The following is a 9229-nucleotide window of genomic DNA, read 5'->3' as shown; positions in this document are numbered from 1 at the left end:
GCGATGCGGCGGGGCTTGAGGGCCTCCGGCACCTCGCGCTTGAGGTTCACGGTGAGCAGGCCGTTCTCCAGGGCAGCTCCGGTGACCTTCACGTGATCGGCCAGATTGAAGGTCTGGCGGAACGCACGCGCGGCGATACCGCGATGCAGGTACTGGCGATCACCCTCCTGGCCCTTCTTCTGGCCGGTGACCAGAAGCACGGTATCGTGCTGGGTGAGGTCGATCTCGTCCGGCGTGAAGCCGGCCACCGCCATGGTGATGCGGTACTCGTCCTCAGCCACCTTCTCGATGTCGTAGGGCGGCCAGGTCGTCGAAGATTCAACCCGCGCGGCCTGATCGAGCAGAGAGAACAGGCGGTCGAAGCCGACGGTCGAGCGGTAGAGAGGGGCGAAGTCGAAGGTCCCCATGACCACATCCTCCTGAGAGCAACGTGATGACGAGAGCCACCGGAGCGCGGTCCGGTGGCACCATGCGGGCCCATTCGGGCCCCGCACGCGCGTAACGTGGAAGCCGGGTCCGGGTTCCGGTGCCGCCGTCGATTTTTGCGACGTCGGAATCAGGCTCTGAAAATTCCTGGAAAATTCCTGTCGGCTGAGCCGGCGGCCTCTCAGCCGGCCTGCCGGCACAGGGCCTCGATGGCATCCGCCGTGCGGGCGAGGGCGGTGGAATCGGCGAGCGCGCGGACGATGCCCGGATCGAGGGCGAGGCCTTCGGCGACGAGGTCGGGCCAAGCGGGCGCGTCGGGCCAGCCACGATGGACGATGGCGGCGCCCAGCCGTTTCAGGGCTGCCGCCTTGGCCTCCTGCTCGTCGTAGGCACGGGGTTCGGGCAAGCAGAGGAAGCGCTTGCCCAGGCTCGCCACCGCGGTGACGAGCCCGTCGCCCGCCCCGCCGATGACGAGGGACGCGGGCGCGAGATGCGGGTGCACATCCGCGACCCAGCCGTGGAGATGCAGGTTCTTCGGGCCGGTCCCTATGTTCGTCACCGGCCCGAGCACGTGCCAGTCGCGCTCCGGCACCGCCTCTGCGGCCCGCGCGAGGGCACGGCCGTCGCCGCCCTCGCCGCCGCGGCCGAACACCACGACGATGCGGCCATCCTCGTCGGGAGCGGCGACCGAGGGGGCCGCTCCGAGGAAGCCGCCATAGAGGGTCTTCGCGCGGACCCAGTCCGGCACCTCGCCACCATCGAGCGCCTCCGGGAAGGGGGCGAGAAGCCGCGAGGCGGCGCGGAAGGCGTCGAGATGCGGGCGGTCGGTGCGGGTGCCGGACAGGCGCACGACGAGGCTCGGCACCGACAGGAGGCGGGCGAACAGCGCCACTTCGGCGGAGACATCGACGATCATCAGCGCCGGATCGTCGGCCGCCGCCCAGGCGGCGATGCGGCCCATGCGCCGCCGGATGCCGGGATGGTTCAGCGGCACGTAGTGGAAGCATTCGGGCCGATCCGTCGCGCCGTCCCGCCCGTCGAAGTCCCGGTCGAGGCGGTCGTCGGGCAAGTCGAGGACGGGGCCGGGCGCCTCCGCGGTGTCGAGGCCGGCGAAGGTGCCGATCAGCGTGCAGGGTCGGCCGAGCGCGCCGAGCGCCCGGGCCAGAGCCACGGCCCGCTGCCAATGCCCGGCGCCCTGATGGTGGACGTAATAGCCGACCGGACGCGTCATGCGGCCCTCACTTGCGATCATCCTCCGGCCGCGCCACGCGGGGGGCCTTCACGCGGCGGCCTCCGGCCTCAGGGAGGCGGCGAGGTTGTCCAGGCCCGCGACCGCTTCGTCCAGGCCGCATTCGGCGGCCGGGCCGTCCCGTGCTTCCAGCCGGGCATGGGCGCGTTCCACAAAGGCGATATCGTTGGGGCAGCCCGGAACGTCGATGGCGGCGAGATCCGCCGCGTCGAGGCCGAGCGCATGCAGGGAGGCCGCCGAGGCGCCCTCGCGAAAGGCCCGGCGCAGCGCGGCCCGGCGCAGGATCACCCTCTGCCAGTGGGCCGCCTCCGGCAGCCGGTAGGCTTCGCCGTCGCGCACGACGCGGGCGCGGCGCAGCATCTCGGTGGCCATGCCGCCCTCGGCCCGTCCGGCGGTGCGGGCGGAGACCCGCACCGAGACGGCGGGGCAGTGGCGCAGGCGCCCGCCCGCTCGCTGAACCGCCGCGACCAGCGCATTGTCCTCGCCGCGGGGAATCGCGGGCAGGCCGCCGACCGCGCGGTAGAGCGAGGCGCGCAGGGCAAGGCTGCCGCCGGTATGGTCGCCGTGGCGTGGGGCCGGATCGTGAGGCGGCGGATCGAGGGCGTCCTCGAGGGCGCGCACGCCCGACCAGTAGCGCTCGACCCTGGCGTGGAAGGCGGCAAGCGCCGGGTCCGTTTCGTCCTCGTCGATCACGAGGCGGCCGCCGACGATCTCGGCCCGCTCCAGGGCGCGCAGGTTCGCCCCGACCCAGGACGGGTCGAGCCAAGCATCGGCATCGGTGGTGAGCAGCGCGCCGTGCGGCGTGCCGGCAGCCTCCAGCCAGGCGGCCCCCTCGTCGAGGGCGCGGCGACGGGCAGTGCCGACATGGGCATCGATCCCGACGTAGGTCGCCTCGATCAGGCGCAGCGCGAGGCGATCGATCGCACCGGAGCCTTCGAGGGCGCGGGCGCTGTCCGCCGTGCCATCGGTGCAATTGTTGGCGACGACGATGACCTTCAGGGGCGCGGCCGCGGAAAACCCCTCCTGGGCCGCGAGGGCGCGGAGCAGGCGGGGCAGGCGCTCGGCCTCGTTGCGAGCCGGAACGCAGACGACGGCGGGGCCGAGGTTCGTGCCCATGCGATGGCGTTCCCCGGGATCAGGCCGCCGGCCGTTCGAGGATGGCGTCACGGACGCGGCTCGCGGGAGCGCCGGCCAACACCTCGCGGTAGAGTTCCTCGTAGCCGTCGGTCATGACATCGGCGTCGTAAAGCGTCTCGGCTCTGCGGCGGCAGGCGCGGCGGTCGAGGGTGACGGCACGCTGGATCGCGCGGGCGAGGGCGTCCACGTCGTCGGCCGGCGCCAGCGCGCCGGAATGGCGGTCGACGATGTCGGGAATGGCACCCCGGCCGAAGGCGGCGACCGGGGTGCCGCAGGCCAGGGCCTCGGCGACGACGAGGCCGAAGGGTTCCTCCCAGCGCGGCGAGACGATGGCCGCGCGGGCGCCGCCGAGCTGATGGGCGAGGTCCCGATGGGAGAGATGGCCGACATAGCTCACGTCGTCCCCGAGGCGCGGGGCGATCCACTCGTCCCAGTAGCGCGGGTTCGGCTTCGGGCCGGCGAAGCGCAGCCGGAGCCCGGCGTCGCGGGCGGCATCGATGGCGAGATGCGTGCCCTTCTCCGGCACGATCCGCCCGCTCCAGAACACGTAATCCGCCGGGTCCGCCTCGGCCCGGAAGGCGAAGGTCGAGAGATCGATGCCGTTGCCGATGACCCGGGCGTCGGGCACGAGGTCGCGCCATTCCTGCGCCAGCGAGGGGGAGACTGCGGCGAAGATCATGCCGGGCTTGGCCGCCCGGACGCCGGCGGCGAGGGATTCGAAGGGCGGCGTGTGCAGGGCCGTCGTCATCGGCACCGACAGGTCGTTGCTCGCCCGCAGCGGCAGGTCGTGCAGGCTGTTGTTGTGCACGATGTCGAAGCCGCCGCGCGCGACCGCCTCCATGATCCGCTCATAGGCCTGGAACTCCGCCCGCTCGATCGTCTCGCACAGGACCGGATCGCCGAGCGCGTCGCCGGTCGGGGGGCAGACCGGATCGGGCACCAGCAGGGGGTCGGAGCCTTCGGAGGCGAACAGCGTGACCCGGTGGCCGCGCTGACGCAGCGCGCCGGCCAAGTGATGCGTGTGCATCTCCAACCCTCCCAGATAGGGCTGGCCGATCGGGAACTTGAGATGGGCGATGACGGCGATCTTCAAGGGCGTTGTCCGACGTCGGCGGCTGATGGGCTCGCGGGAGAGCCCAATGGCTAGGCTTTGTGCCTTACCATCACGCTCGCTATCGGAACGCCCGATGAACGATCCCTTCAGGAAGCGGCACGATATGGATGAAAAAAGCCGCAGGGCACAGCTTGCCCCCGAACATGGCGCCACAGGGCGCTCGACCCGAGGTTCGCCGACGCGGTGACCGGTTCGGCGAACGAGGGAGCGCGCGCGAGTCGGCGGGCCAGGCGCCAGCCCGATGGCGGCGCGGGTCTCGTGTCCGGGTCGGTTGTTCGAGAGGCTCACGGCACGCCGGGGAGCGGACGGCTCATAAGCGATCCGCTCGATCCCTTCGGGGCGGCGATGGCGGCCTCGCTCGGACGCCGCGCGGGCTCGCCGAGACGGAACCCGCTCCGATCAAGCGGAGGCCGTATCAGTCCAAGTGGTTGCCGTAGCGCTCCACATGGGCGGCGAGGCCCAGGCCGTGGTCGCGCACGAGGCGCTCGGCCCGCTCCGCGTCGCGGTCCTCCAGGGCCTCGATGATCCGGACATGTTCCTGGATCGACTCTGACGCGCGGTCGCCCTGGCGGAGCGCCGTATTGCGGATGCCGCGCACATGCATCAGCAGGTTGCTGCACAGATCCTTGATCACCTCGCTGTGGCCCAGCGAAATGATCTTCTGGTGGAAGCGGATGTTGGCTTCCGAGTACTCGTCGAGGTGGTCGGCCGGGCTGCCCTCGAAGAATTCCGGAAAGGAGCGGCGCAGGCAGGCCAGGTCCTCGTCGGAAGCGTTGGTGCAGGCGAGCCGCGCCGCCATGCTCTCCAGGGCCGCCCAGGCCTGGATCATGCCGACGATCTCGCGCTTCGTCTTCTTGACCACGAAGACGCCGCGCCGGGGCTCGTTGCGCACGAAGCCTTCCTGCTCCAGCACCGTCAGCGCCTCGCGGATCGGCGTGCGGCTGACGCCCAGTGTCTGCGACAGGCCGCGCTCGTCCAGCCGCACATCACCGGTCTGGCCATAGATGTCCATGTTGGTGATGGCGGATTTCAGCGCTTCGTAGGCCAGCGTCCGCAGACTCGTCGCCGGGACGATCGGCTTGATCGAGAAATTTTCCATCGCTTCGGATCGACCTTGATGCCGATGGGTAGGAGACCGGTGATGGGCATCGAGACGAGTCAGCATGGCGTCTTGGATCACGGAAGACAAGGCATCCCCTCCTATGCGCGCCGGTTCTGCCCAGGGTGTTCCGCTCACGAGCGCGTGCGAGCGGAGCAGCATTTCCTCGGAATATTGACGTCTGGCATTTGGTATGCCAGAAATGATGCGCAGAGTCGATGCCGTCCGTACTCGCCGGGCGCAGGGTTAGCCGCCTCCAACCGGTCCTTGCGCATCTGGAGGTCCGAAAGCTGGCACGCTCGCCTTCGTCGCCGCCTGGCCGACGCCATCGGCAGGATCAAGCGCGCCGGAAATCACCATTCTCCTGGGGAGGAGACTGCGATGGGCAAGGCTCTCGAGGGCATTCGCATCCTCGATTTCACGCATGTTCAATCGGGCCCGACCTGCACGCAGCTTTTAGCGTGGTTCGGCGCCGACGTGATCAAGGTCGAGCGCCCGGGTGCGGGTGACGCAACGCGCCAGCAGCTTCAAGATCTCCCCGGTGTGGACAGCCTCTATTTCACGATGCTGAACCACAACAAGCGTTCGATCACCTTGGACGCCAAGAACCCCAAGGGCAATGCGATCCTCTGGCGCCTGATCGGCGAGTGCGACGTGTTGGTCGAGAACTTCGCCCCCGGTGCCCTGGATCGGATGGGACTGACCTGGGAGCGATTGCAGGCGGCCAATCCGGGGCTGATCCTGGCCTCGGTGAAGGGTTTCGGGCCGGGCCGCTATCAGGATTGCAAGGTCTACGAAAACGTCGCCCAATGCGTCGGCGGCGCGGCCTCCACCACCGGCTGGCGCGACGGCGTGCCGATGGTGTCGGGGGCGCAGATCGGCGATTCCGGCACCGGTCTGCATCTGGCGCTCGGCATCGTCACCGCGCTCTACCAGCGCACCCAGACCGGCCAGGGCCAGCGCGTCGACTGCGCGATGCAGGACGGGGTGCTCAATCTCTGCCGGGTGAAGCTGCGCGACCAGCAGCGCCTCGGCCACGGTCCGCTGATGGAATACAGCCAGTACGGCGAGGGGATTCCCTTCGGGGAGGCCGTGCCGCGGGCGGGCAACGATTCCGGCGGCGGCCAGCCCGGTCGCATCCTCAAATGCAAGGGCTGGGAGCAGGATCCCAACGCCTACATCTACTTCATCACGCAGGGCGCGGTCTGGGAGCCGATCTGCGACATCATCGGCGAGCCCGGCTGGAAGACCGATCCGGCCTATGCCACGCCGAAGGCGCGCCTGCCGCATCTCAACGAGATCTTCACGCGCATCGAGGCGTGGACGATGAAGCACGACAAGTTCGAGGCGATGGAGATCCTCAACGCCCACGAGATCCCCTGCGGCCCGATCCTCTCCATGAAGGAAATCGCCGAGGATCCGATGCTGCGGGCGAACGGGACGGTGGTTGAGGTCGAGCACCCGACCCGCGGCGCCTACCTGACGGTGGGCAACCCGATCAAGTTGTCGGCCAGTCCGACCGAGGTGACCCGCGCGCCGCTGCTCGGCGAGCATACCGACGAGATTTTGCGCGAGGTCCTCGGTTGCTCGGACACCGAGATCGGCGACATCCTCGGCTCAGGAGCCGTCGGGGCCGTGCAGCGGCTTGCGGCGGAATAGGCCCTAGCGATATTTTGCCGAACCCGGCTGTCGATGGCTTGATTTTTCATGCTTTGGTATGCCAGATACCAAAGTGGGCCCGGTCCGACATAGCGGGATGCCGCTATTCAGCGCGCCGGTTCAGGGAGGAAGCGATGATGTCCGACGACGCTCTCGCCTTTCTCGCAGAGGCCTTCGGACATTACTCCGAAGTCGAGCTGCAAGCCTTTCTCGACGCGACGGATCGCGACGCCGCGCCAGACATGCCCGTCGAAACCGGGCCTATGGCGTCAGTGAGACTCGTGCGCGGAGACGGACCGGCTCAAGCCTCGCTGCGGCGGGATAGACCTCAGGCAGCCTGAGCGTAGCGCTCTTCGACAGGCTGGGGCGTCTTGGCACCCGGAGCGGCCGGAGCGGCGTCCGAGACGGTCAGCCGGTCGGCGAGCTTGACGACAAGCAGGGCCTGAACGGCGACGAGGAAGAGGAGCGCGGCGAGCCAAGTGGCGAGCATGATGGTCTCCGAGGGAGGCTGGGCATCGTGAATGATGCACTGCGGTTAAGCGTGAGATAGCCCGCCGCCCGTGGGATATGAAGTACAAAATACCAGATACAGTCATGCGCCCGATGCATGTGATGCGACTGGCTGGTCTGAATTTTCAGGATTAATCCCCGAGCCGTGCGGTGAGCGGCCCTCACGAGGGCAGCGGCGCGATCTCGCGCCGCACCATGAAAAGCTCCGCCTTTCGCCTAATCGTTGCCCGGCCCCCAGGCGCCGAGTGTCGCGGTCTCGGCCGGAGACAGGATGTCCGTGACCGGCGGCAGGTCTCCGCCTTCCCGCGGAATTCCGATCATCGCGAGCGCCCGCGCCGTCTCAGGCTCGGCCCAGGCCGCGGCGAGGCTTGCCCGATCGAGACCGACGAGCCGTCCCGTCTCGAAGCGCGCGAAAACCCGCCCCGTCCCACGCTCGGCGAAGCGCACGATGGCGAGCCGGCGCAGCACCTCCCGCAGGAAGCCGGCATCGGCCTCGGATCCCGCCGCGACGCCGCGATAGACCTCGGCGGCATTGCGGGCACGGATATCGATCCGGCGGTAGCGCTCGATGGCGAGCAGCGCGCGCGCATCGAGGATCGTCATCGTGTCGTTGGTGCCGAAGGCGATGGTGAGCGGCCGCGCACCCTTCGGCACGCTGTTGTCGAGGAATTCGAAGAAGACCGGCCGGTCCCGGCGCAGGGCCCAGGTGAAGAACAGCCGCGGCATGCCGGTATAGGCCTCGACATTGTGCGCGAGCAGATCCTCGACGGCCTTGTAGCGCCCGAACTCCTCGCCCCGCTTCCAGGCCCGCTCCACCGTCTCCTCGGGCGGCGTGACCATGAACTGGAGATAGACCCGCTGGCCGAACCGGGTCAGGAGCTGTCCGGCCCCGTCGCTGCCGGCTTCGGTGGAGAAGCTGTCGAAGCGGAAGCGATCGATCAGCAGGTGTGACAGTTGGCCGGCAGCGGCCTTGCGCGTGATGTAGCGGTCGAGCTTGGCATCGACGATCTCGACCTCATGCCCGGTCAGCGGTCCGGCATAGCGGCGAGCCTCACCGAGGCTGTCGTAATCGAGCAGGAACTTGCGCCAGACATCGGGGGTGATGACGGCGAAATCCTCCCATTCCGCTCCGATCCGTCCGGCGAGGCCGCGCTGATACGGGCGGATCGTGCTTTTCCCCGAGGCCGAGGCGCCCTTGACGGTCATGACCACCGGCCGCTCCTGCGGCGCCGGTCGGCGATAGCCCTGTGCCTGCGCCACCGCCTCGATCCAGGGCGCGATCAGCGCACCGATCCGGTCGCTGCCGCAGCGGTTGGTGACGAGGATTCCGGCGAGCCGCCGCAGGATCGCCGGATCGCGGATCAGCATGCCCTGCCGCGCGATGATCTGGCCGAAGACCGTGCGCAGGGCCTCGCGGGCGGCGCTCTCCAGGCTTTCGCACCCGTCGGCAGCCCGGCACCTTTCGTCGAGGCGCGCCAGCACCTCGGCCTGGACGTCGCTCCAGGCGGGAGGCGGGGCGGAAGTCCGGCGGGGCCGGAACAGTCCGAAGAAGGATCGGCGCTCGGGGGTGGGGGTGGGCGCCTCGCCGAACAGGGCCGTCAGCTCGTGCTCCAGCACCGCGTCGACCTCGGCCCGAACGGCGTCGAGGGCGGCCGAGACCTCGTCGAGGCGATGCGTGACGCCCTCGCGCAGCAGGATGGCGACGATGCGACGGAAATTCAGGCCGAGATCGGCATAGACCTCGCCGACCGGGACCGAGATGTCGGCCATCACCCGGATCAGCACCTCGTGCACCGCCAAGCGCTCGGCCCGGAAGGGGGCGAGCTGCGTGGCGGGCAGGCCGCTCAAGTCGGACAGCTCGAAGATCTCGGCCAGGGTCAGAGTGACGTGCTCCGGCCGGAACACCGTGGCGAGGGGGCGCACCGCCCGGGGCACGCCGGGTTCGAGGCCCGGATTCCAGGCGTCGAAAACCGGTTTCGCCCGGGGCCGGCTCTCCGGCCTGCCCATGGGGGCGGACCCGGCGGAGTCCATCGCG

The 9229-nt window shown here is 69.5% G+C and carries 8 protein-coding genes; 1 reads left to right on the top strand and 7 read right to left on the bottom strand.

Translation table 11 applies throughout. From position 1 onward, the window contains the following. The 5 genes from MZTS_RS22295 to MZTS_RS22275 all read right to left on the bottom strand — a co-directional run. The coding region (locus MZTS_RS22295; RefSeq protein WP_192285453.1) for an Hsp20 family protein at window positions 1–407 on the bottom strand (407 nt) is incomplete at its 3' end. 200 nt (window positions 408–607) lie between these two features. Further along, window positions 608–1657 (bottom strand): glycosyltransferase family protein, encoded by a 1050-nt coding sequence (locus MZTS_RS22290; protein WP_192285452.1) that lies wholly within the window; start codon window positions 1655–1657, stop codon window positions 608–610. A 48-nt stretch (window positions 1658–1705) separates the two neighbouring features. Next, window positions 1706–2791, bottom strand: coding sequence for a glycosyltransferase family 2 protein (locus MZTS_RS22285; RefSeq protein WP_192285451.1), 1086 nt, complete (start codon window positions 2789–2791; stop codon window positions 1706–1708). Window positions 2792–2810: 19 nt separating this feature from the next. Then, window positions 2811–3905: a glycosyltransferase family 4 protein gene (locus MZTS_RS22280; protein WP_192285450.1), complete on the bottom strand. Its 1095-nt coding sequence runs from the start codon at window positions 3903–3905 to the stop codon at window positions 2811–2813. Window positions 3906–4341: 436 nt separating this feature from the next. Further along, window positions 4342–5025 carry a GntR family transcriptional regulator gene (locus MZTS_RS22275; RefSeq protein WP_192285449.1) on the bottom strand — a complete coding sequence of 228 codons (684 nt, stop codon included), beginning with the start codon at window positions 5023–5025 and terminating at the stop codon, window positions 4342–4344. A 381-nt stretch (window positions 5026–5406) separates the two neighbouring features. Here MZTS_RS22275 and frc point away from each other — a divergent pair, with 381 nt between their 5' ends. After that, the gene (gene frc / locus MZTS_RS22270) at window positions 5407–6684 is read left to right on the top strand and encodes a formyl-CoA transferase (RefSeq protein ID WP_192285448.1); all 1278 of its coding nucleotides are present in this window, start codon (window positions 5407–5409) and stop codon (window positions 6682–6684) included. 328 nt (window positions 6685–7012) lie between these two features. Here frc and MZTS_RS22265 read toward each other — a convergent pair whose 3' ends face one another. Further along, window positions 7013–7174, bottom strand: a complete 162-nt coding sequence (locus MZTS_RS22265; RefSeq protein WP_192285447.1) for a hypothetical protein — start codon at window positions 7172–7174, stop codon at window positions 7013–7015. 236 nt (window positions 7175–7410) lie between these two features. Then, the gene (locus tag MZTS_RS22260) at window positions 7411–9225 is read right to left on the bottom strand and encodes a zeta toxin family protein (protein WP_246482230.1); all 1815 of its coding nucleotides are present in this window, start codon (window positions 9223–9225) and stop codon (window positions 7411–7413) included. Window positions 9226–9229: the final 4 nt, after the last annotated feature.

The sequence above is a fragment of the Methylorubrum zatmanii genome, from assembly GCF_014845115.1.
Classification (GTDB): domain Bacteria; phylum Pseudomonadota; class Alphaproteobacteria; order Rhizobiales; family Beijerinckiaceae; genus Methylobacterium; species Methylobacterium zatmanii.
The sequence above is the reverse complement of the archived record's forward strand: the minus strand, read 5'-3'. Positions and strand labels throughout refer to the sequence as shown.

Bases quoted from the DNA above. Each gene is read 5' to 3' on its own strand.
- frc (WP_192285448.1), top strand. From the start codon at position 5,407: ATGGGCAAGGCTCTCGAGGGCATTCGCATCCTCGATTTCACGCATGTT.
- MZTS_RS22260 (WP_246482230.1), bottom strand. From the start codon at position 9,225: ATGGACTCCGCCGGGTCCGCCCCCATGGGCAGGCCGGAGAGCCGGCCC.
- MZTS_RS22275 (WP_192285449.1), bottom strand. From the start codon at position 5,025: ATGGAAAATTTCTCGATCAAGCCGATCGTCCCGGCGACGAGTCTGCGG.
- MZTS_RS22265 (WP_192285447.1), bottom strand. From the start codon at position 7,174: ATGCTCGCCACTTGGCTCGCCGCGCTCCTCTTCCTCGTCGCCGTTCAG.
- MZTS_RS22285 (WP_192285451.1), bottom strand. From the start codon at position 2,791: ATGGGCACGAACCTCGGCCCCGCCGTCGTCTGCGTTCCGGCTCGCAAC.
- MZTS_RS22290 (WP_192285452.1), bottom strand. From the start codon at position 1,657: ATGACGCGTCCGGTCGGCTATTACGTCCACCATCAGGGCGCCGGGCAT.